This is a genomic window from Brevibacillus sp. NRRL NRS-603 (genome assembly GCF_003013445.1).
Taxonomy (GTDB): Bacteria; Bacillota; Bacilli; order Brevibacillales; family Brevibacillaceae; genus Brevibacillus; species Brevibacillus formosus.
In genome coordinates this window covers 1-21,997 of record NZ_PXZN01000026.1, presented here as the reverse complement: position 1 = coordinate 21,997, position 21,997 = coordinate 1, and the positions used below count along the sequence as shown (strand labels likewise).

The window sequence follows — 21,997 nt, the reverse complement described above, 5'->3', positions numbered from 1 at the left end:
CATGAAAGAAAGCTTGTGGATCAAAAATGCGAGTCTGGAATGTGGTTATACAGAGGAGAATGGCATCGTGACGGGAACAAAGACGGAGCGTTATGACGTCTTGCTCACAGACGGTCGCATTGAGAAGATCGTACCTGCTTCGTTAGGTATACCTGAGGGGGTATCTGTGTGGGATGCACAAGGCCTGCTGATGCTTCCTTCTTTCCGGGAAATGCACATTCATTTGGACAAAACATTTTATGGAGGTCCGTGGCAAGCTGTTCTTCCTGCTCCCAATCGTTTTTTTCGAATCGAGCAAGAGCAGGAACTGCTTCCCCGCCAGCTTCCCGTCGCCCGTGAACGTGCAGAAAAGCTGCTGGAGTTAGTGCAATCGCACGGAGCTACTCACGTTCGGACTCATTGCAACATTGACCCGGTCATTGGGCTGAAAAACCTGGAAGCCACATTGGAGGCATTGACAACTTACCGTGAAAAACTTTCCTGGGAAATTGTCGCGTTTCCCCAACATGGCTTGCTGCGCAGTGATTCTGTTTCCCTCGTTCGCGAGGCAATGAAGCATGGAGCCGGCCTCGTCGGTGGTGTAGATCCTGCCACGTTTGACGATAATATTGAGAAATCTCTAGATACGATGATGGACATAGCGGTGGATGCGAATGCGGATGTGGACATTCATTTGCACGAGCCCGGACATCTGGGTGTTTATATTATGAAAAAACTGGCTGCGATGACGAAGGATGCGGGGTGGAAAGGTCGAGTCACTGTCAGCCATGCTTACGGGCTAGGAGAGGTTCCGACTGCTGTGGCAGAAGAGGTCGCGGAGCTTTTTGCCGAACAGCAAATTTCTGTCATGTCAGCAGTCCCTATTGATATGCCGACCATACCGATTCCGTTGCTTCATGCCAAAGGCGTCCATGTTGGTTTGGGCAATGACAACATCACCGATCACTGGGACCCATTTGGAACCGGAGATATGCTGCAAAAAGCAAACCGTCTGGCTGAACGGTTCCGTTGGATCGATGAGCGATCTCTATCGCGTGCACTGGGATTCGTAACAGGTGGCTTGACTCCATTGGACCAAGCCGGGAATCAGGTTTGGCCGAAAGTCGGAGATGAGGCAAATGCGGTTTTCATCCGTGCCAGATGCTCCGCCGAGGCAGTGGCTAGACAATCTCCGAAGGAAGCGGTGGTTTTCTCGGGCAAGATGGTTTGACAGAAACAATCATAAAGATAGTAAGAGTGATCCGATCTTCCAAGGCTTCTTGGGAGGTTGGTTTTTCATTTGTTAATAAAAGTAGCCGTAGTGAAGGAGGAAGTGCATTTCCAGTCTACGCTTCGGCCTCCGCCCCGCAAGGGGGATTGACTGTTCGCTTCGGAATAAATGGCGGGAGCGCTTCAAACCAGAAAACGCGAATGCGTTTTTGTATGTAATAAAAGCTGAAATTCCCCGCCATTTATTCCTACGCTGAGATGGGCTCCAGAGGCGCTTGGACTGGAAATGCACTTCTTCCGGTGTAGCTTTAGTAACATCTTGAAAGGCAATACAAGATGATGAAAATTACTTAACTAACCATAAATGATTTTCATATCAGATCCATTCATCAGAATCCTATAGGAGGACAATCATCAAGAACCTTCAATCATTTTATTCTTGCCGTTCATATATAGATCGGAAAATCAGCAAAAGCTACATCCAAAAAGCGTGTTTCCAGTCATAGCGCCTCTGGAGCCCGACCGAGCGGAGGTATGAATGACGGGAGTGTTTTTAGCTTCAACGTGCGAATACGTCATCGAGGCTACCACTTTTGAAGCGGCTGCCGTCATTCATGCCGGAGCGGACAGTCTTCACCCCTTGCGGGGCGGAGGCCGAAGCGAAGACTGGAAACGCGCTTCTCCACCGAAGCAACGGTATCGAATATATTTTCACACTTTTTAATCTGTACAAAATTAAATAAAAGTAAAAATATTATAAATTGATGTAAAGATGCTGAAAGGCTCGGTTGAAAATCTACCGTATAATGCAAATAAGAAATAGATTCAGAATTTTCGACAGTATTCTACAGGGGGTAGACACAAATGAAGAAAACGCGCATGGTCGGTTCTTTGTTGGCTCTGACATTGACGGTTAGTGTTGCGCTGACTGGATGTGGTGGTGCGAGCCCGGAGCAATCCGGTTCGACGAATACAGCTGCTGCTGAAGCTCCGAAAGAAGGCGGAACTCTGATTGTCGCTCGCAAGGCAGACGCCAACAATTTGGACCCGCACTTCATCTCCAATATTCCTTCGGCAAACTATGTGTATGGAAAAGTGTATGAGAGCTTGGTGTCTCGCGATAAAAACAGCGAGTACAAGCCTACACTAGCTACTGAATGGAAACAGCTCGACGACTTGACATGGGAGTTTAAGCTCCGTGAGGGCGTTATGTTCCACGATGGTACACCCTTTACAGCAGACGCTGTGAAAAAGACGTTCGAACGTGTACTTGATCCAAAGGTTGCATCGCCGCGTGCCTCCAACTTCTCCATGATCAAAGAAATCAAGATCGTGGATGACAAGACTGTACATTTCGTGCTGGAATATCCTTTTGCACCGCTGCTCTCCATCTTGGCTAGCTCAGAAGGAAGCATTATTAGCCCGAAAGCAATCGCTGAGCATTCCGATACATTGGCAAAGCAGCCTGTGGGAACCGGACCTTTCAAATTTACATCGTGGGCACCGGGTCAAGATATGAAGCTTACGAAAAGTGATACCTACTGGGGTGAAAAGCCAAAGGTAGATGAAGTGTTGTATAAGGTCGTTCCAGAAGATACGACCCGTGTAGCGATGATCGAAGCAGGCGAAGCACACATCGGCGACCAGCTTCCGGTAACGGAAGTAGAGCGTGCACAGGCATCTCCTGGCATGAATATGGTTCGTGCAGAAGGCTTGGGTGTGGATTACATTGGCTTTAACGTGCAGAAGAAGCCATTTGATGATGTACGCGTACGCCAAGCTGTCGCGCATGCTATCGAAAAGCAAGCCATTGTACAAGGGGTATACAACAATGTAGGAACACAAGCTGTTTCCTCGATGTCGCCAAAAGTCATCGGCTACAACCCGAATCTTCAGGATTACGCGTATGACGTCAATGCGGCAAAAGCATTGCTCGCAGAAGCAGGTTACCCGAACGGCTTCAAGACGTCCATCGTGACAGACGACCGTAAAGAGCGCATGAACGTAGCAGAAGTCATCCAGTCACAGCTGAAAGGTATCGGTATTGATTTGGAGATCAAAGTAATGGAATACGGTGCGTATCTGGAGCACACTGACAATGGTGAGCATGCGATGTTCATCGGGGGCTGGGGCAATGCAACAGGGGATGGCGACTACAACCAGTACAACGTCTTCCACAGCACTTCGAAAGGCAGCGCAGGTAACATGGCGTTCTACAATAACCCAGAGGTTGACAAGCTGATTGAAGAAGGACGTCGCGAAAAAGATGCGCAAAAACGCAATGAAATTTACGCCAAGTTGCAAGAAATCGAGCTGAAGGAAGTGCCGATCCTTCCAATCCGCACGATTAACCATGTGGCGGTTACATCCAAGAATGTAAATGGCTTTTGGCTGAGTCCTGTTGGCTACTTGATGCTGGATGAAGTATCGATCAACTAACGGTGAAAAAAGGGATAGCGTTTGTCGCTGTCCCTTCTTTCGTCCATAGAGAGGAATTCACGCTCTGGACCGGGAATGTAACTTGGGGAAGAGAAATGCTCAAGAGACAAGTCATGGGGTGGAAATAATGCAGGAAGAGCAGCTAGATATATTTGACGAAACAGGACAGCACATCGGGGTAGAAGCGCGTAGCGAAGTACACCGCTTGGGGCTGTGGCACCAAACCTTTCACTGCTGGATTTATCGAGCAGTAGATAACCAAATCGAATTGCTATTCCAAAAAAGACATCCACAAAAGGATACTTGTCCGAACTTGCTCGACATTACCGCTGCCGGTCATCTTCTTGCTTCGGAACAGCCATGTGACGGCGTGCGGGAATTGGAAGAGGAGCTGGGCTTGTCCGTGCGCTTTGAAGAATTGGACGAGCTAGGCGTGATTCGTGATGTAATGGTTGCCCCCTCCATCATTGATAAGGAAATGTGCCATACATTCTTGTATGAATGCGATCAACCCCTACGCGAGTACCGTGTACAGGAAGAAGAAGTCACGGGGTTGTTTTGGGTCAGTCTGCATGAGCTAGAGCGGTTGTTTGCTGGTATGATCGGGGAGATGAAGGTGAATGGATTTTTGCTAACGGAAAATGGAGAGCAGAAGGATACAGCGATGATCGCGGCCAAAGCTGACTTTGTTCCACATGAGGTGCATTATTACCAGCAGGTGTTTGCAGCAGTGAAACTACGGGCAGCCAATCGATAGCCCTGATCGGAAAAACAAGGCCTCGCTTTGTCATCGACAAGACGAGGTTTTTCGTTGGTCGAGAAAGAGTGCGAAGACACGTTCTCTAATGTGATATACTAGACAATGCTTTTTTACTGCTCGCGATCATGCGTAGATAGAGAGAGGAGATCGAGATGAGACTTCAGATTATGATTGCCCTAATGCTCTCGACATTCCTTGCTGCGATGGAAGGAACGATTGTGAGTACAGCCGTACCACGCATTACGAGTGATTTGGCAGGCTTTGAACAGGTGAGCTGGGTATACGCCATCTACATGCTTGCCACTGCCGTATCTGCCCCTATTTACGGCAAGCTGGCTGATTTATTTGGCCGAAAAAACGTATTGTTAGTCGGTATCGGCATCTTTTTATTAGGTTCAACGCTCTGTGGAGTGGCGACGTCGATGTGGCAGCTCATTGTTTTCCGTGCCATTCAAGGCTTGGGAGCAGGTTCAGTCATGCCGATTACGATGACCATCATCGGTGATTTGTACACGGAGCAGACTGCCAGAGCAAAAGCGCAGGGCTGGATTAGCGCTGTATGGGGACTTTCCGGTGTGGTGGGTCCGTTGGTCGGAGGATTTTTGGTCGATACACTGACGTGGCGTTATATCTTTTTTCTTAACTTGCCTTTTGGACTTGTATCGTTTTTCATGCTCATCTTTTTGTACAAGGAGAAGCTTGCCGTCAAAGAAAAGCGCCATATCGATTATCCGGGTGCGCTTATTTTTTCGGTCGGAACCATCGCCTTGTTGTATGCCTTGTTAACAGGTAGCCAGAATCAATCCTGGACAAGTCCAGTGACGATTTCTTTGATCGTATTTGCTTTGGTGACCTATCTGGTGTTTGTATCGGTGGAGAAGAAATCTCCTGAGCCGCTGATTCCGCTTTCGCTTTTTACCAATCGAAATGTTACCATGATCAATCTGCTGACGCTCTTGACCAATGGAATTGTCATTAGCATGGTGGTTTACTTGCCGATCTGGAGCCAGGGAGTTTTGGGAGAAAGTGCGACGATGGCCGGCTTTGTCCTGACACCGATGCCGGTCTGCTGGACGATCGGCTCTATCCTTGCCGGGAACTTGTTAGGCAAGCTGCGAGCGGAACAATTGTTTATCGCAGGGACAGCCGTTCTGACAGTAGCGACAACATTGTTGAGCTTCCTGTCCGCTCACTCAGCGGGATACCTCATTTATGTGGCTGTGGGCTCAATTGGTTTGGGCATGGGACTCATTTCCCCGATCGTTATGGTAAAAATTCAATCGTCTGTTGCAGTCGACAAGAGGGGGACGGCCATTGCCCTCAATACATTCACGGGTACATTTAGCCAAACCTTCGGGGCAGCCGTATTTGGAATGTTGTTCAACATGGTGACTGTAGCAAGTGGTCATACGAATTTAGGGGCCTCGTTTGAACACGGATCGATTCCTGTGGCACAGTTGGCACAGATCCGAGACTTATTGGCTAGCGGTGTTCATGTGGTCTTCACAGGCACCTTAGTGCTTGCGATAGGCAGCTTTGTTCTGACACTTTTGATCGCAAAAGGAAACCGAGTCAAGCAGACACACTAATTCGAAGACGTCCGCCAAGTGCGGGCGTTTTTCAATATTTGGTTACAGTTTTCCAAAAAATACAAACTTCATATTGCCAGCGGTGACATTCATCCGATACTATTTTCCTAGATGCCCAATTTCTTGCAGACAGGAGTGCATGAGACGATGGAGGAGATTCGCCCGGTTTCCATTGACGATATCGATGAGGTCGTTAGGATTGCAGCGATGAGCTACCCTGGAAGCAATCTTCTGAGTACTGAGAGCAGACAGCGATTTGCGGAACGTGTAAGGGAGACGATCGAAAACGACCCACACGTCAGCTACCACGGCTGCTATCGGGATGGACAACTAGTGGGTATAATGAAGTGGTATGATTTTCCTATGAATGTTCACGGCACACCGCTTTTGACTGGCGGGATTGGTTTAGTCGCCGTAGACCTTTTGCATAAAAAGGAAAAAGTGGCCATGTCGATGCTTCAAGGTTTTCTTTCCAGCTATCGGGAGCGGGGAATCTCGCTGGTCTCTCTCTATCCGTTTCGTGTAGATTTTTACAAGCAAATGGGGTTTGGAATAGGGACCAAGGTTCACCAATACAAGTTCAAGCCGTCCAGCCTGCCGTTTGTAGGCAAGGACAAAATCGTCTATATAGGAAAAGAGGACAAAGAAGAACTGTCTGGATGCTATCATCGAATCGCCCGTCAAACCCATGGCATGATCAAGCCAACAGACCGAGACTGGGACAGACTCCTCGATAGTCCTGAAATGATTACCGTCGGCTACAAAAAGGAAGGGAGACTAGGAGGCTATCTTGCTTTCCAGTTCCAGAGCGCTCATGAAAAAAACAAACTCGTCAACAACATAGAAGTGAGAGAGCTTCAGTATGAGAGCCGCGAAGCACTTGCACAACTACTCTCTTTCCTGCGGAGTCAGGCCGATCAGATTCAACGGATCGAGTTTACGACGCCGGACGAAGATTTTCACTTGCTGCTATCTGATCCGGGCAATGGAACGGATTCGTTGCTGTGGAGCATTTATCATGAGAGCCATGTATCCGGAATTGGTCTGATGTATCGAATCATTGATGTGCCGGGATTTTTCCGTCAGCTGTCCCACCACCGTTTTGGTTCAGAAACGGTGAATGTAAAGCTAACGATTCGCGATTCGTTCCTGCCTGAGAATGAAGGAACATGGCTCATCAAGTTTGTCGATGGACGCCCGGAAGTAGGAGAGGCAGCGGAGTCTGACGTTTCGGTGCAGCTTGATATTTCGGATTTTTCCTCACTCGTGATGGGGGTAGTAACTGCCCGCAAGCTGTATCAATACGGCCAGTTGGAGCTGGATGCACCAGAAAAGCTTCCCATTTTGGATAGACTGTTTGCTGTTTCCGACAAGCCAAGAAGTGTGACAACCTTTTAGCAAAGAAGAATTCGTCACGTTTTTGACACATTTGGTTATCTTATTTTGCTTCCTCCCATATGTTGTTAGTAAATGGGAGGAGGCAGGTTTTATGATCTTTCTAACACTGGTTATCTTTTTTGCGTTTCTTTTGATTGTTTGGGCGGTCGTTAGACTCCTCTTCCGGCTGGAAAAGCATGATTCCATCACACATGATGAGAGAGAATTATGGAATCGCTTTCAGGTGAAAGAGCAGGAGATCAGATACCGAAAGCCCAAAAAATAAAAAGAAAGGCGCCAAGGTGACAGGCGCTCTTTCTTTTGCGCGTTACCCACTATGAGAAGAGAAAGAAGGAGAAAACAATGCCAGGTAGATCAGAGGGGCATCAACGTGAATTTTTTCGTTTACGCCTAGAATACGCCCTCTGTGCAGACATGACCATTGTGCTGGTCAAAGGGAAAACCATGGAGATTGGGAGCACGCAGGTTTTGATCGAGGATATCGGGGCAGGTGGACTTCGTTTTCTCTCTCATCTCAAAATGCCGGCAAATGACCAGCTCGTTCTGCAGTTTGCGACGGAATTGTGCGGACAGGCTCTGAAAATGTACGGCCATGTGGTCCGCACGATTCCGTGGGAAACGGACTATTACGAATACGCTGTACGGTTTACTATGGAAGAGGAACAACATCTGGAGATTAATCGCTTGGTAAACCGACTGGCGATCCGCTATCGGCAGAAACGGACAGCAACAGAGGGACGTTTCTTTAAAGGTGATCGCCTGGCATTTTTAAAAGAGTTGGCTCAAGCAAGTCTTGCGATGCGAGCCAGTGAAGCATAGACAAAAAGGCTTTCTGTTGTGCGAATACACAACGGAGAGCTTTTTTGTTTGACATAAAATAAACGCAATGATAAGTTATCTATAATAAATCAAACGAATAAAGGTTGTGTTTATATATGAGTCTTCATGAAGCATTTTGGAGCGCTTCTTTACAAGAATGGAAGCAAGGTTACATCGAACAAGACGAACATTTTATGTGTCTGCTCTGTGGGGAACAGGTGGAAAAAGGAATTATTTATCCAGTGGAGGGTGTCCTGTACGAAGCTTTCCGCTTTATGCGCCATCACATCGAGGTTGCGCACGGTTCTGTCTTTACCTACTTGAGCCAGTTGGATAAACGATTGACAGGCTTGTCTGATCATCAGGTTAATTTGCTTCGCCTCTTTTACCAGGGCAAGACAGACGCCGAGGTTCAAAATGAAATGGGAATTGGCAGTGCATCGACGATCCGTAATCACCGGTTTGCACTCAAGGAAAAAGAACGTCAGGCCAAGGTGTTTCTAGTCATGATGGAGTTATTGCATGAAGCGGATAAAAATCAATCGTCCAACGATGCCAAATCAAGCAAGCAAAAGAATACCTCGAAAGATGGCGATGTCACTGAGTATGACGCGATCGTAAAGAAATTCTTGCCGAATGGGATATCAGGTCGATTGGAGCGCTTCCCGCGCAAGCAAAAGCATAAACTCATCCTACTCGAAGAGATTTCTAAAAAATTTGAGATCGATCGTTTCTACACCGAGCGGGAAGTGAATGAGATTTTGGAAGGTCTCTACGACGATTATGTGACGTTGCGGAGATATTTAGTGGATGTGGGCTTGATGGATAGACAGGCGGACGGCAGTCAATACTGGCGGATTGCTGTGGAAAAGGAAGGAGAGGAACGAGGGGCGCAGCAGATGAATCGCAAGCAAGAGCTCAAGCAGATGTATAAGGAAGTTCAAACCGATGCAGGCGTTTATCAAATTAAGAACAAGCAAAATGACAAAGTCTTCATCGCCAGCACGAATAACCTAAAAACGATCAACGGTAGAAAGTTCATGCTTCAGCATGGCTCGCATCCGAATCGTGAGCTGCAAAAAGACTGGGATAAATACGGTCCGGACGCTTTCGAAATCGAAGTGCTAGAGAAGGTTGAAAAGAAAGACCATCCGTATTTTGATCTGAAGGATGCTCTGGAAAAGCTCGAAGATAAATGGATGAAAAAGCTGGCCCCATATGGTGATCGAGGCTATCACGTGCAAAAAGATCCGTCCTAGTCTCGTCTATCATCCAGCATGCGGAAGCGCTCCAAGTGATCCCACAGGCCTTCCTTTTGCAAGATCTGGATTTGTTTTTCGCCGAGTAAATCAAAATGCGGGAAGGGTGCCCGGTTATGAATGTAGACAGGATCGAGTCCGTTGGCAAGGCACCAGTCTGTCAGTAACGAATAATTGGCACAGCCTACTTTTGTAACGGTTTTGATTCCAGGAAAACGTGGGTCCAGCCAATAATGCGTGAGAAATGCCAATTCGCCTCGACTAACGGCTTGCTTCCAACGGTTCAGTTCGTCTCGTGTAATCCCAAATGCCACTCTTCCTCATCCTTTACAAAGCGCTCGTGTTTCTCACTCATTAATAGCATGGAATGGTATAAACGTCAAAAAGACAGTTCTCCCCCGGGGATAGCCGAAGGAAACTGTCTTTTTGTGCTTGGTTTTTTACCGAACTCCTGTTGGAAGCTGAGGAGGGATGTAATTCAACTCCTCATCCGCCGTGATATAATCGGTGTTGACCATGAGGAGCAAATAGCGTTTGCCGGTTTGCGGATCGCTGATAATGATGTGGTCGCGGCCAGCTGTTTCGAGGACGCCGCGGAAAATTTTAGCGTTCCATTGGCTGTTGTTTTCAAATGTTTGGTACACCGTAATAACTTTGCCTCGATTCAGGCGAAGGATGTTTTCGATGTACGATTCTTCCGCTACTTGCCCAGGAGTCATGGGCATTCCCGGAATCAAGGACCCGCTTGGTTGCATCGGAACCAGTTGAGGTTGCTGCTGCTGAATCATCTGCTGCTGTTGCTGAGGTATGCCGTATGGATACTGTGCGGATGGGTACATGTCGTAGCCGTATTGTTGTTGAGGGAAACCAGTGTAAGGCATTTGTTGACTCATGATGAACTCGCTCCTTTATCTATCTCATTCTTTTAATAGACGCGTGGACAATCTGCTGGTGTTGGAACGAAGAAGCAGTGTGCCTTATAGCGACCGGAGTTTTGTTGATCCCACCAGGTAGCCGGACAGTTTCCGGCAGGCCGGTAGAACCATAATGCGTTGCTAGCCGGACGGGTCTTTTCGCCATTGACTGCGCGCTGTGCCAATCGCCTTTCTTTTTCCCTGGTCCGTTGATAGAAATACGGCTTCTGGACCGCTTCGAATCCTCCCGGAGATTGATAGACCATGTCACGCATGCTGCGAATGTTTTTGAAGTCAAGGCAGTTACCTAAAATCCGATTTACCCCAACGTTGCCAACCATCAACATGCCCAACTCACCTTCACCCTCAGCTTCAGCTCGAATCAGTCTGGCAAGCATATCGACATCTCTGGAGTTCGCTTTGATGACGGCCATTGCTTCACCTCCTTCCCCAAAAATCACAATAACAATATATGGGCGAATAATAGATTGGTGATTGGCCCGATAAATTTTTCATCAAGTTGACGTTTACGTAAACGGCAGTTACAATCATTTTATTCGGTAAATTTAGAATTTTATAAATGTAAGTAAGGGGCGCTGGACATGAGCAGAGAAGGAATACAGAAGGAAGACTCGTGGACCATCTCTGACCTTGCTGAACAATTAGATGTCAGCACCAGAACGATTCGGTACTACGAAGAGCTAGGCTTGATTTTTCCCAGTCGGACAGAGAAGGGAAGCAGGCACTATAACTGCAAGGATCGTACCAGGCTGCGGCTCATTCTACGAGGGAAGCGCTTCGGATTTTCGCTGGATCAGATTCGCGAGATGATTGAGCTGTTCGACGAGGACCGTACAGGTCGTGCGCAGCTTTTACGAACGATTGAGTACGGCAACCAAAAGCTGGCTGAGATCGACGAGAAAATCATGGAACTCCGACAACTGAGAGAAGACATTCTCGTCTACAAGCAAAACTTTGAACAAAAATTGCTTGAAGAAAATGAGGAGGAGAAACGATGAACGTATCAGCTCTGCTCGCAGCAAACGGAAGGAAATACCCTGACAAGCCCGCTCTGGTTGCAGGAGATATAGAGGTCAGCTATTCCCAGTGGGATACACGCTCTACGCAGTGGGCTTGCTATTTGCGAGAGCTTGGCATCGAGCAAGGGGATCGGGTCGTCATGCTGATGCCCAATTGTCCGGAGTTTGCCATTTTTTACGTTGCCGTCATTCGCAGTGGTGCCCTCGTCGTGCCGATCAATGCACGCTCAACCCAAGAAGAAGTACGATATATATGTGAACACGCCGGAGCCAAGGCACTTCTTGTTCATGATGCCCTCGTGCCTATCGTGAATGAGTGGGTCCTCCAGACGCCGCAGCTTGTAGCAATCAAAACAGGAACGAGTCAAGGGAATTGGCATGGCATTGCTGACTGGGATGCCAATGACATGTCTTTCGATAATGTGAATGCGCTTTCATCTTGGCCGTATTTGGTGAACATGAACGAAGATAGTGAGGTCAGCATCCTCTATACATCTGGCACGACTGGACGCCCTAAAGGGGTGCTTTATACACATAGAAGCTTATTGACTGTCGCGAAAATGATGTCGATTGAACTGACGATGACACATCGTTCTCGCATTTTGCATTTGATGCCGCTGAGTCATTCGGCTCCCCTCCACCTCTTTTTCATTGCAGGGCTCATGCTTGGCGCCACCCAGGTAATGGCCCTGACCTTCTCGCCGCAGCTTCTTTTGGAGTTGGTGCAGCAGCATCGGATTACGCATTTCTTCGGAGCGCCAGTGGCGTATTTGCTGACGATGAAGCATCCTGAGTTTGCGTCGTACGATTTGTCTTCCATCGAATATTGGATGTATGGCGGGGCTCCGCTGTCCAAAGAGATGGCTTTGCTCATGGAAGAAGCTTATGGACGCGATAAACTGGCGTGCGTTTACGGCTTGACAGAGGCAGGGCCGACGGGAATGTGTCTCTTGCACCGAGAGTATCCGGACAAAATCGGCAGTATAGGCAATCGTGGTGTATTGTTCGTTGAAATGGAGGTCGTAGACGAGCAAGGAAAGCGATGCGCCAGTGGCGAAGTGGGCGAAATTCGCTTGCGCGGGGAAGGGACAATGAAAGGATACTACAACAATCCAGAGGCTACAGCAGAAACCATACGCGATGGTTGGGTGTACACTGGCGATATTGTACGAGTGGATGAGGATGGATTTCTGTGGATGATTGATCGCAAAAAAGACGTGATGATCACGGGTGGGGTAAACGTCTACCCCAAGGAAATCGAGCAGCTGTTAGAGCGTCATCCGTCGATTGGCGAGGTAGCTGTTGTTGGTTTGCCTCATTCTGAGTGGGGCGAGACGATTACGGCGTATGTGGTGCTGAAATCAGGAGTCGATACCAACCGAGATTGGCTAGAGGAAATCCAAGGCTTTTTGCGCGGTCAACTCGCCGATTACAAGCGCCCCCGACAGGTGAATATCGTTCCTGCTTTGCCTCGGAACACGAGCGGAAAAGTCTTGAAGCATGTATTGCGTGATGTCAGCTTCCAAAAGGAAGTGGAGCTGCGATGAGTGATTTGCAAACGAGCATTGATCAGCGTACTTACAGCGACAACATCCCGCACCCGCGTACGCCACAGGAACAAAACTTTTTCAAAGCAGATCTCAACCTGGATTACTTGCTGGAACGTTATCTCCCTGCCTCCATGCAAGAATGGGCCAGACAGCAGTTGAGCTGGCTAGGCGCCCAAGTGGCAGGACCCATCGATGAGCGTGCGGCCTATACAGACAGAGAAGGTAAGCCAAGATTGAGAAAGTACAATCGGCTGGGCGAGGATATTTCCGAGATTATTACCAATGAAGGCTACAAGGAAACAGTAGCAGAGGTTTACGGAGCAGGCATCGTCAGCTATTTGTATCAAGACATTCCTGAGTTGGGGAGAAAAGCGCCTTACAGCTATTCTTTTTTCATGGGCTATCTCGTGAGTCAGTCTGAGCCGGGCTTCTATTGCCCTGTCACTTTGTCAATGTCAGTCGCTTATTTACTTGATCGCTATGGCAGCGAAGAACAAAAGGAGCAGTACCTGTCAGGATTGATCTCTCGCGATCGCACTCGCTTGTATGAAGGAGCTACTTGGCTGACCGAGAGACAGGGCGGTTCTGATGTGGGTGCGAATTTGACTGTAGCAGAGCCAGTAGCGGGTCGGTCGGGTGTGTATCGATTGACAGGAGAAAAGTTTTTTGCGAGCAATGCTGGAGCATTTGTTGCCATTGTTTTGGCGAGAATCGATGAAGAGAAACCGGGGACAAAAGGGCTCGGACTGTTTTTGGTGCCTTGGATAAAGCCTGACAATGAGCGCAACCATATCCAGGTACGCCGCTTGAAGGATAAGCTGGGAGTCAACGCCGTACCCTCTGCGGAGATACTGTTGAACGGGGCAGAGGGTTATTTAATTGGGGAGCCACAGAACGGCTTCAAGTACATGGCAGAAGCCCTGAATCTCTCGCGTATTTGCAACGCGATTGCTTCGATTGGGATCATGCGTCGTGCTTTTTACGAAGCGAGGTATTATGCTGAGCAACGTCGTGCATTCGGGAAGCCAATCGATCAGTACCCGATGGTAAAAGAAATGCTTGTGAGCCTCTTATTGGATACGGAGGTCAGCACGGGTGCGGTGTTTGATATGATTGCTGTCTATGATCGCTTGCAGTCTCATTCTGCGAGCAAAGAGGATAACGCGCTTGCCCGCCTGCTGATTCCTTTGCTGAAATACCGTACAGGGGAAGAGGCTGTCGAATCGACCCATACCGCAATTGAAATTCATGGCGGTAACGGCTATATCGAGGAATACGTGACGCCGCGTCTGTTGCGTGATGCGCAAGTTTTGACCGTATGGGAGGGCACCTCGAATATACTGGCACTCGATATTTTGCGTGTGATGCAAAAAGAAAACAGCCACGAAGTGTTTAGCCGGTTGCTTCGGGAGCGCATAGCTGGCTGGAAGCATGCCTTTTCACAGCCGTACGCCGAGTTGATTCGGACGCAATTGGCCATTCTGGAGGAAAATATCGCCTATCTCATGCAACAGACCCATGATTATGTAACGTACAAATTAAAAACGCTCGCGGATCATATGGTAGATTTGTACACCTTATCATGCATCGTCAGTGAAGCAGAGGATCAGGTGACACGTGAGGGAAATGCCCGGAAATACATTTTGGCAAAGCTGTATGCAAAAAAGCATTTCCATTCACAAGAAAAGCGGGGGATACAAGCTGATTCTTTGCTAGATGTACAATTCTTCACCCAACTGGTGGAGTATCAGTCTGTCAGCGTAGAAGAGTGGGCCCAACAGTCTGGTATTGTTCCGACCCGATAATCAAAAAGCGCCGTTAGACCACTTTTTGGGTGGCTAAGGCGCTTATGATTTTTACGCATACCGTTTGCGGCGAATGCTCCAAATAAACCAGATCGCAGCAACTACGCTTGCGACCGCCAGCAGCGTGATCTCAAAGTATTCGTCGATCAGAACTTTTGCGTGTTTTCCGTATAAATAAAACAAGGTGCCAATCAGATAAAACTTTAATCCGCGCCCAATGATCGCATAAAACATGAGCTTGGTCAGCGAGTAATTGAATACGCCAGAGAGCACAGTGAAAACCTTGAAAGGAATGGGGGTAAAAGCTCCAATCAATACGGCAGCATCCCCGTTTTTTGCGAATTTTTCCGTCGCTACGATAACCCATTTTTCAGGGAGAATCTTGTGCAAAAGCGGTTTTCCCAGCCATTTCCCCAACAAAAATCCGATGGGGGCGCCGAGGACGGAAGCAGTAAAAGCTACTGTAGCAAACTGAATCGCTGAGTCTGGATCGAGCAGACTCATCGCAATTTGCATAAAAAACGGAGGAATCGGACTAATAAATGAGTCCAAAAATGCCATGGCTGCGAGTCCCCACATCCCATATTGCATAAATAGCTGTGTGATATGTTCGAGCATGAGCATCTCCTTACGAGGTTTTTTCTATTGTAGCCATCTTATGCCAGTTTGTCCAAAGAAAGACCACAACGGAAGTAAGATACCGGAAGGAAAAATGAGGAAATAGGACGATTGACTCATTAAGTAGTTTCCAAAATATCCCGATCATAAGTGGGTGTGGAATGTCATGACGAAAGGGATATTTGTTAAATGAAAATGCCATTATCTATCAAAGTCATTCAAGGGTTTATGCTGTTACAAGTCATCGTATTGGGAGGCCTCTATTTTGTGGTTTCACAGGCAGATCCGATGAACTTGAGCCACTGGGCCAGTAAAATGGTTTTCAACGTGGTGACGATGCCAGAAGATATGTTGGATCAAAGCTACGTGTTAGGGAGAATGCAAGGAAGATTAATGTTTCCGCTGATCATCACCACTTTATTGTTCTTCTTCATACAGATGAGGTTACTAAAATCGTCGATTGTCTGCATAAGTTTGGCGATTTTACTGGATATAAGCAATGGAACTTTCTTGATCGCCATCGTGTATGTAACCCTTCTTTTGGTGGTGACCCACAACAAACAATCGAAGATATATTTTAATCGGGAGCATCATGAAGTTACGCAGACGGTTTCAAAATAAAAAATGAGTGTTCCAATGAGCTTATCCTAGGTCGAATATTGGTAATGAAGTCCTTGTTTTTCATTGACGCTAGGAAAGATTATCCACTAAAATGTAGGGAAACAGGACAAACATCATGGGAGGAACCAATGAAAACATTGGGTTCGGGAAAAGTCGTTTTCTATGCACCAAACGGGACTAGCTTGCAATTATCAGGGGAAATTGACGTACGTGGTGATCGGGTCTCCATAACAGAAATCATCTATTTTAATGGCCAGCCAAACGGAGCGCGCGAAACGAATTTGCCACTCGCACAAACCGTGATTTACTGGGAACCAGAAGTGTACGAACAGATCGGATATGAAGAACAATAAGAATTATTGCGATTCCAAACCCTGTCTCTTGCAGGGTTTTTTCGCGTATGGCAGCGTATCTGCCAGCACCTCGAGCTATAGCCGATGTCCCGGTATTGTGTTATGATGTGGGATGGAATTTACGTATGGTACAAGGAGTGATCCTTATGATCGATTCTATATTGGAACGTGCTCTCGCAGGTGAACGACTGGGTCTCGAAGACGGTCTGGCTTTGTTTGCGAGCAATGAAATCGAAAAGATCGGACATTACGCCAATCTGGTCATGCAGAAGCATCATCCAGAACCGATTGCGACCTTTGTCATCAGTCGCAACGTCAATTACACGAACGTATGTGACACGTATTGCCGTTTTTGTGCCTTTTATCGTCGCCCAGGCTCCTCTGAAGGATACGTTCTTCCCAGAGAGACTATTTTCCAAAAAATTCAGGAGACCGTGGACGTTGGCGGTACGGAAATCCTGATGCAAGGCGGTACCAATCCCGATCTGAAGCTGGATTATTACACCGACCTCTTGCGGGCGATCAAAGAACGCTTCCCGCAGATTACGATGCACTCTCTGTCTGTAGCGGAAGTAATGAAAATTGCGGAAGTTTCCAACATGTCTGTCGAGGAAGTCCTGAAAGAACTGAAGGCAGCGGGTCTGGATTCCTTGCCGGGAGCGGGTGGCGAAATCCTCGATGACCGTACACGTCGCAAGATTTCCCGATTGAAGGGCTCTTGGACTGACTGGATTGATACCCAAAAAGCCGCACACCGTGCAGGCTTGCCTGGTACAGCTACAATGGTTATTGGTTTTGGGGAAGAGATGGAGGAGCGCGTACTTTCTCTGTTGCGCATTCGCGATGCACAAGATGAGACAGGCGGATTCAAAGCGTTCATCGTCTGGACATTCCAACCGGACAACACCAATATGAAGGCTGTCAACAACACGCCAGAGGAATACTTGAAAACACTGGCAATTAGCCGCTTGATGCTGGATAATATCGAAAACTTCCAATCTTCCTGGGTGACGATGGGCCCGCATTACGGTCAGCTTTCTCTCTCTTACGGAGCGAACGATTTCGGCCAAACGATGATGGAAGAAAACGTTGTTTCCGCAGCGGCATGTACGTACAAGGTCAACACGAACCAAATATTGGAGCTCATTCGCGGCGCAGGCAAAATTCCTGCACAGCGCAATACACAGTATGACATTCTGCGCGTTTTCAAAGACGGCGAGATGGCAGAACGTGATTTTGTCATGCAAAACTAAAAAACCTCTAAACGCTTCTCTGATCCCCTTAACAAAGGGAAATCGGCAGGGAAGCGTTTTTTGGTTTTTAATCAGGAATTTTTTACCTGCAACCTTCCCTGAGTTTCCAACCGTTTAAAAGTATATCGCTCCTGACGGGACATATACTGTAACTACAATGGCGGTTGGGGGGATGGTTATGCAGACGTTTCGCGTATTGCTGGAGAATGTCCCTGAGCATTGTGACACCTATCGGGCTATCGTAAATGAGATGACGGAGCGGGTCAACACTGCACCGGTGCGCATTACATACAGGGAGCAAGAAGAGAATGGATACCTCTTGTTCTACTTTCAAAGCTGGTGTGAGAGTGAGTATGACGCGCAGACCATCGAGTGGGCGAGAGCCTTCGTTGCTCTTACATTAGCCGAATGGGTCATTCAGGTGAGGGAACCGAGAATTATGGAAGAAATGGCCGCTGACTTACTCGCTGCCGAACAGATGGAAACCGAGTGGGCGGAGATATTTCCTTATATTCAACGCATGTGCGAAGAAGTAGAGCTGGATGGCAGGGAGTTGTTAACGGCTACCACACGCAAGGCAAATGTATATCGCAAAGTTTTCACCTATCTGGAGTGGGAGCGAACGATTAATGTCTTGGGCTTCGTCCGGTTTCGATTGCAGGAGCATTGGAACGAACTGTTCGAACTTGTGGAAACTGGCATTGATGAATATCTGGAAGACAAGCAATACCAAGAGTTTGTCGAGCTGTTGCGCTATTTCATTGCTGTACAGGAAACTAAGCAGGAAATCGTTCATGTCGTTCCTAGTGTGGACAAACCTTTCCATCTTTATGATAAAAAAGGGGATCGTCTTTGGCTTGAACAGTTAGATACCGTTCTGAACATGGACGAACAAAAATGCAGGGACGAGGATTATTTGGTCAGTGCTTTGGTTACACTGGCTCCTGAGAGTATCGTGCTCCATATGGCTTCGGAAAAGCCTGGGCTTGTACAGACGATCCGCAGTATTTTTGACGGTCGGCTCATTACTTGCCACTCTTGCTCGCTTTGCCTATCCGAGCGACGTGTACTTGACGGGAATAATCCCTCTAAACTATAATAGCAACAACAACTTTACATCGCTTATAAATACGATGAGAAGGACACGGACAATAGTAAGGACGCTATAGAGAGGCGGGCCACAGGCTGGAAGCTCGCTGCGAACTGTTATTGATCTACCACCTTCGAGTAGCTGCCGGGAACGAAGCGTAGGCTTTTATTATCGGTATGCCGGTTAAATACCGTTACATGGAATGAAGGAGTCTGTTTTTGTGAACAGACTTGAAGTAGGGTGGTACCGCGAGAACACACTCGTCCCTTTTTGGGGATGAGTGTTTTTTTATTTTCTCAACCAAACAAGATACAGGAAGGAAGAATCCACAGTGGCACAAATTCATGTTACTTTCCCAGATGGAGCCGTTCGTCAATACGACGCTGGGATTACTATCGAAGACATCGCAGGCTCCATTAGCTCTAGCCTGAAGAAAAAGGCAGTAGCTGGTAAAAAAGACGGCAAGGTTGTCGATCTGTACACAGAACTCACAGATGACGCAGCGATTGAAATCGTTACCCTCGATTCTGCCGATGGGTTGGAAGTATACCGCCACAGTACAGCTCACTTGCTCGCTCAAGCGGTAAAACGCATTTACGGCGCTGAAGTGAAGTTCGGAATCGGTCCTGTGATCGAAGATGGCTTCTACTACGACATGGATATTCCGGTTTCCCTTTCCCCAGAGGATTTGGGCAAAATCGAAGCAGAAATGGAAAAAATCGTGAAGGAAGATCTGCCAATTCGTCGCAAAGTTGTAAGCCGCGAAGAAGCGACTGCGATTTTCCAAGAGCTGAACGATCACCTGAAGCTGGAGCTGATTCGCGACCTGCCAGAGGATGCGACTATCACACTGTATGAGCAAGGCGAATTTTTCGACCTCTGTCGAGGACCGCACTTGCCGTCTACTGGCTACATCAAAGCATTTAAGCTGATGAGCGTGGCAGGTGCATACTGGCGCGGAAAAGCAGAAAACCAAGTTCTGCAACGCGTATACGGTACAGCTTGGCCGAAAAAAGCAGACATGGATGAATATCTCCACTTCATCGAAGAAGCGAAAAAGCGCGATCACCGCAAATTGGGTAAAGAACTGGGCCTGTTCATGTTCTCCGAGGAAGCACCGGGTATGCCGTTCTATCTGCCAAAAGGCTTCACTGTTCGCAACGAGCTGGAGCAATTCTCCCGCCGTCTGCAACAATTGGCACAATACACAGAAGTTCGCTCTCCGTTCCTCATGAACGAGCGTCTTTGGAAAGAATCCGGTCACTGGGATCACTACAAAGAGAACATGTACTTCTCTGAAGTAGACAACGCGACTTACGCCTTGAAGCCAATGAACTGCCCAGGTCACATGCTGATCTATAAAAACGAGATGCATTCTTACCGCGACCTGCCGATCCGTTACTCCGAGTTCGGGCAAGTTCACCGCCATGAGTACTCCGGGGCATTGAATGGAATGCTGCGGGTGCGCACCTTCTGCCAGGATGACGCGCACGTATTTGTCCGTCCTGATCAGATCGCGAGCGAAATCAAAGGCATGATCACTTTGATTGACAGCATCTACAAAGTATTTGGTTTCGAATACAGCGTGGCTCTGTCCACTCGTCCGGAAGATTCCATGGGCTCTGATGAGCTGTGGGAAGCAGCAGAAAGCTCTCTGAAAACAGTGTTGGAAGAGCTTGGCATGGCATATGAAATCAAAGATGGAGACGGTGCGTTCTACGGACCGAAGATCGACTTCCAAATTACCGACGCGCTGAAACGCCGTCACCAATGCGGAACGATCCAGCTGGACTTCCAAATGCCAGAGAAATTTGACCTGACTTATGTTGGTCAAGACAACGAGAAGCATCGTCCAGTTGTTTTGCACCGTGCGATGTACGGCTCCATGGAGCGCTTTATTGGTATCCTGATCGAGCACTACGCAGGTGCATTCCCGATTTGGCTGACACCAATCCAAGCACGCATCATGAACATCAGCGAAGTGCACATGCCATATGCAGAACAAGTAAGAGAAAAACTGCAACAAGCTGGCATTCGTGTAGAGCTGGATGGCCGCAATGAGAAAATCGGCTACAAAATCCGTGAAGCACAAGTTGAAAAAATCCCGTACATGCTGGTCATCGGTGAAAAAGAGGTGGCTGACGGTACACTGTCCGTCCGCAAACGCGGAGTGGGCGATGAAGGCGCGATGACAGTGGATGCGTTTGTAGAAAAAATCCGCGCTGAAATCAATGAAATGAAGTAAAAATGTTTAGAAGTAGAGCCGTCCTGAAGCTTCGGGCGGCTTTTTTTAATATATGCTTACTTGATACGTTTACTTGGAAAAGAGAACGGGAAAAGGATGTAGAGTAAGTAACTTATCGACATCAAGAAGAACAGCGGGGGATTCGCATGCGGGTAAGCATTAAGCAAAGACTGATAGCAGCATTTCTTGCCATTATTTTAATCCCGATTGGGGTGATTAGCTCATTTGTATATGTCAGTATGGAGGAGCGAATCCAGTCTTATTTTATTGAATCCTCGACAAAAGAAGTGGCTCAGGTAGACAACGCGATTAACTTGTATTTCGACTCGATTCGTGAAAACGTCAACCTGATAGCAAGCAGTCCCTTACTGAAAAGTGCAGATAACACCATCACGACGTATATGGACAAACCAACCAAAACCAAGCATACCCCACTGCAAAATGGCGGGGTAGAGGCAGCTATTTTTCAAGATTTCCTGCGATTTGTCGATTCTCATCCGAATACTGCATTTATTTATTTGGCGACCAAATACGGAGGATACATACAGTGGCCGACAGATGATGTCATTGCGAATTACGATCCGCGTACAAGAGATTGGTACAAAAACCCAATGGGGAATCCCGGAAAAGTGATTACGACAGATCCTTATCTCTATTTGGGTGACAACAGTATCGTAATCAGTAACGTAACGATGCTAAAGGATAACAAGGGTGAACCACTGGGCGTTGTTGGACTGGATGTGAGTTTAAAAGGGCTAACTGACATTTTGAAAGAAATTAAGATTGGGAAAACAGGTTATCTCATGCTGGTTGGCAAAGACGGAACGATTTTGGCTAATCCCAAGAACCCCGAACTCAATTCGAAAAACCTGAAAGATACGCAAATTCCTGAATTGGCTACTATCACTGAGAATACCTCCAGCAGCTTTGCAGTCACGATGAACGATACTGAGTATTTGGCGAACGTCTTTACTTCAGAAAAAACTGGCTGGAAATATATTTCGTTTATTGAAAAAGCTGAACTCTCGGCTGAAG

General features: G+C 47.5%; 22 protein-coding genes and 1 other annotated feature. Of the genes, 18 read left to right on the top strand and 4 right to left on the bottom strand.

What is annotated here, in order from left to right:
* Window position 1 precedes the first annotated feature (1 nt).
* The 9 genes from C7R94_RS20795 to C7R94_RS20765 all read left to right on the top strand — a co-directional run bounded on the left by C7R94_RS20795 (window position 2) and on the right by C7R94_RS20765 (window position 9,473).
* A complete protein-coding gene (locus C7R94_RS20795) occupies window positions 2-1,210 on the top strand; it encodes an amidohydrolase family protein (protein WP_106784272.1) in 1,209 nt (402 codons plus the stop codon).
* A 537-nt stretch (window positions 1,211-1,747) separates the two neighbouring features.
* Window positions 1,748-1,933: a hypothetical protein gene (locus C7R94_RS29920; protein WP_146142812.1), complete on the top strand. Its 186-nt coding sequence runs from the start codon at window positions 1,748-1,750 to the stop codon at window positions 1,931-1,933.
* Window positions 1,934-2,073: 140 nt separating this feature from the next.
* A complete protein-coding gene (locus C7R94_RS20790; protein ID WP_106784270.1) occupies window positions 2,074-3,648 on the top strand; it encodes a glutathione ABC transporter substrate-binding protein in 1,575 nt (524 codons plus the stop codon).
* Between the two features lie 127 nt (window positions 3,649-3,775).
* Window positions 3,776-4,405, top strand: a complete 630-nt coding sequence (locus C7R94_RS20785) for an NUDIX hydrolase (protein ID WP_106784267.1) — start codon at window positions 3,776-3,778, stop codon at window positions 4,403-4,405.
* A 155-nt stretch (window positions 4,406-4,560) separates the two neighbouring features.
* Window positions 4,561-5,997, top strand: a complete 1,437-nt coding sequence (locus C7R94_RS20780) for an MDR family MFS transporter (protein WP_106784265.1) — start codon at window positions 4,561-4,563, stop codon at window positions 5,995-5,997.
* Window positions 5,998-6,144: 147 nt separating this feature from the next.
* Window positions 6,145-7,395 carry a GNAT family N-acetyltransferase gene (locus tag C7R94_RS20775; protein WP_106784263.1) on the top strand — a complete coding sequence of 417 codons (1,251 nt, stop codon included), beginning with the start codon at window positions 6,145-6,147 and terminating at the stop codon, window positions 7,393-7,395.
* Between the two features lie 91 nt (window positions 7,396-7,486).
* Entirely contained in the window at window positions 7,487-7,660 is a 174-nt protein-coding gene (locus C7R94_RS30350; RefSeq protein WP_197242960.1) for a hypothetical protein, read from the top strand.
* Window positions 7,661-7,737: 77 nt separating this feature from the next.
* Window positions 7,738-8,214 (top strand): PilZ domain-containing protein, encoded by a 477-nt coding sequence (locus tag C7R94_RS20770; protein WP_047070938.1) that lies wholly within the window; start codon window positions 7,738-7,740, stop codon window positions 8,212-8,214.
* 116 nt (window positions 8,215-8,330) lie between these two features.
* Window positions 8,331-9,473, top strand: coding sequence for a DUF2087 domain-containing protein (locus C7R94_RS20765; protein WP_106784260.1), 1,143 nt, complete (start codon window positions 8,331-8,333; stop codon window positions 9,471-9,473).
* Here C7R94_RS20765 and C7R94_RS20760 read toward each other — a convergent pair.
* The 3 genes from C7R94_RS20760 to C7R94_RS20750 all read right to left on the bottom strand — a co-directional run bounded on the left by C7R94_RS20760 (window position 9,470) and on the right by C7R94_RS20750 (window position 10,821).
* Window positions 9,470-9,787, bottom strand: coding sequence for a hypothetical protein (locus tag C7R94_RS20760; RefSeq protein ID WP_047070940.1), 318 nt, complete (start codon window positions 9,785-9,787; stop codon window positions 9,470-9,472). The two genes, C7R94_RS20765 and C7R94_RS20760, sit on opposite strands and share 4 nt — an antisense overlap.
* Before the next feature lie 126 nt (window positions 9,788-9,913).
* Window positions 9,914-10,366, bottom strand: coding sequence for a spore coat protein GerQ (gene gerQ / locus C7R94_RS20755; RefSeq protein WP_106784258.1), 453 nt, complete (start codon window positions 10,364-10,366; stop codon window positions 9,914-9,916).
* Between the two features lie 32 nt (window positions 10,367-10,398).
* Window positions 10,399-10,821 (bottom strand): cell wall hydrolase, encoded by a 423-nt coding sequence (locus tag C7R94_RS20750; RefSeq protein ID WP_047070944.1) that lies wholly within the window; start codon window positions 10,819-10,821, stop codon window positions 10,399-10,401.
* Between the two features lie 168 nt (window positions 10,822-10,989).
* Between C7R94_RS20750 and C7R94_RS20745 the strand changes: the two genes are divergently transcribed.
* Genes C7R94_RS20745 through C7R94_RS20735 form a run of 3 tightly spaced genes read left to right on the top strand, consistent with a single transcriptional unit; the run spans window position 10,990 to window position 14,782 of the window.
* Complete coding sequence (locus tag C7R94_RS20745) at window positions 10,990-11,406, top strand: MerR family transcriptional regulator (RefSeq protein ID WP_106784256.1); 417 nt, start codon at window positions 10,990-10,992, stop codon at window positions 11,404-11,406.
* A complete protein-coding gene (locus C7R94_RS20740; protein WP_106784253.1) occupies window positions 11,403-12,974 on the top strand; it encodes a class I adenylate-forming enzyme family protein in 1,572 nt (523 codons plus the stop codon). Before C7R94_RS20745 ends, C7R94_RS20740 begins: the two co-directional genes overlap by 4 nt.
* On the top strand, window positions 12,971-14,782 hold the full coding sequence (locus C7R94_RS20735) for an acyl-CoA dehydrogenase family protein (protein WP_106784251.1): 1,812 nt from the start codon (window positions 12,971-12,973) through the stop codon (window positions 14,780-14,782). Before C7R94_RS20740 ends, C7R94_RS20735 begins: the two co-directional genes overlap by 4 nt.
* A gap of 51 nt (window positions 14,783-14,833) precedes the next feature.
* On the opposite strand, the gene C7R94_RS20730 is transcribed toward C7R94_RS20735, so the two are convergent.
* On the bottom strand, window positions 14,834-15,400 hold the full coding sequence (locus C7R94_RS20730) for a YqaA family protein (protein WP_106784248.1): 567 nt from the start codon (window positions 15,398-15,400) through the stop codon (window positions 14,834-14,836).
* Window positions 15,401-15,589: 189 nt separating this feature from the next.
* On the opposite strand from C7R94_RS20730, the gene C7R94_RS20725 reads away from it, so the two are divergent.
* From C7R94_RS20725 to C7R94_RS20700, 6 genes are all read left to right on the top strand, one after another.
* Window positions 15,590-16,021, top strand: coding sequence for a hypothetical protein (locus tag C7R94_RS20725; protein WP_106784246.1), 432 nt, complete (start codon window positions 15,590-15,592; stop codon window positions 16,019-16,021).
* Between the two features lie 128 nt (window positions 16,022-16,149).
* A complete protein-coding gene (locus tag C7R94_RS20720) occupies window positions 16,150-16,374 on the top strand; it encodes a hypothetical protein (RefSeq protein ID WP_047070950.1) in 225 nt (74 codons plus the stop codon).
* Window positions 16,375-16,520: 146 nt separating this feature from the next.
* On the top strand, window positions 16,521-17,627 hold the full coding sequence (mqnC, locus tag C7R94_RS20715; RefSeq protein WP_047070951.1) for a cyclic dehypoxanthinyl futalosine synthase: 1,107 nt from the start codon (window positions 16,521-16,523) through the stop codon (window positions 17,625-17,627).
* Window positions 17,628-17,805: 178 nt separating this feature from the next.
* Window positions 17,806-18,726, top strand: coding sequence for a putative sporulation protein YtxC (gene ytxC / locus C7R94_RS20710; RefSeq protein ID WP_106784244.1), 921 nt, complete (start codon window positions 17,806-17,808; stop codon window positions 18,724-18,726).
* Between the two features lie 25 nt (window positions 18,727-18,751).
* Window positions 18,752-18,988 (top strand) — a binding site (T-box leader).
* Window positions 18,989-19,048: 60 nt separating this feature from the next.
* A complete protein-coding gene (gene thrS / locus C7R94_RS20705; protein WP_047070955.1) occupies window positions 19,049-20,962 on the top strand; it encodes a threonine--tRNA ligase in 1,914 nt (637 codons plus the stop codon).
* A 146-nt stretch (window positions 20,963-21,108) separates the two neighbouring features.
* Window positions 21,109-21,997 (top strand): cache domain-containing protein (locus C7R94_RS20700; RefSeq protein ID WP_199197949.1); only part of this gene is annotated, 889 nt, incomplete at its 3' end.